Below are 293 nucleotides of genomic sequence, written 5' to 3'. Positions count from 1 at the left end.
GCCGAGAACTATCTGCTGAGTCAAGGGTCGATTCCGCATGATCATTTCGAGACAATGCGCTTGCATCCGGAGTTTAGCACTGTTATACTGCCGCACGTCAATCGTGTTCACCAGCTGAGCACGAGCAAAGAGGCCTCAGATAGGCAAGCTCTAGTAGAGCTTTTGGCATCGGGCCCGAGCGACGTACGCAAGGTTATTTCGGAAGTACAACAACTTCGTTTGGAGAGTAAATGAAGACCACCATCAGCTTCGAAGACACACGCGTCCCTGTTCCAATCAGTGAGCTGGAAGGC

Annotated in this window: 1 protein-coding gene; it reads left to right on the top strand. The window is 51.5% G+C overall.

Translation table 11 applies throughout. The features are described from left to right. Positions 1-234 (top strand): hypothetical protein (locus AC1RPR_RS08720; protein WP_481763557.1); only part of this gene is annotated, 234 nt, incomplete at its 5' end. Between the last annotated feature and the right edge of the window lie 59 nt (positions 235-293).

It is taken from the genome of Dellaglioa sp. CoH-57-MRSF-22 (genome assembly GCF_056781895.1).
This window is presented reverse-complemented; position numbering and strand designations above follow the sequence as displayed.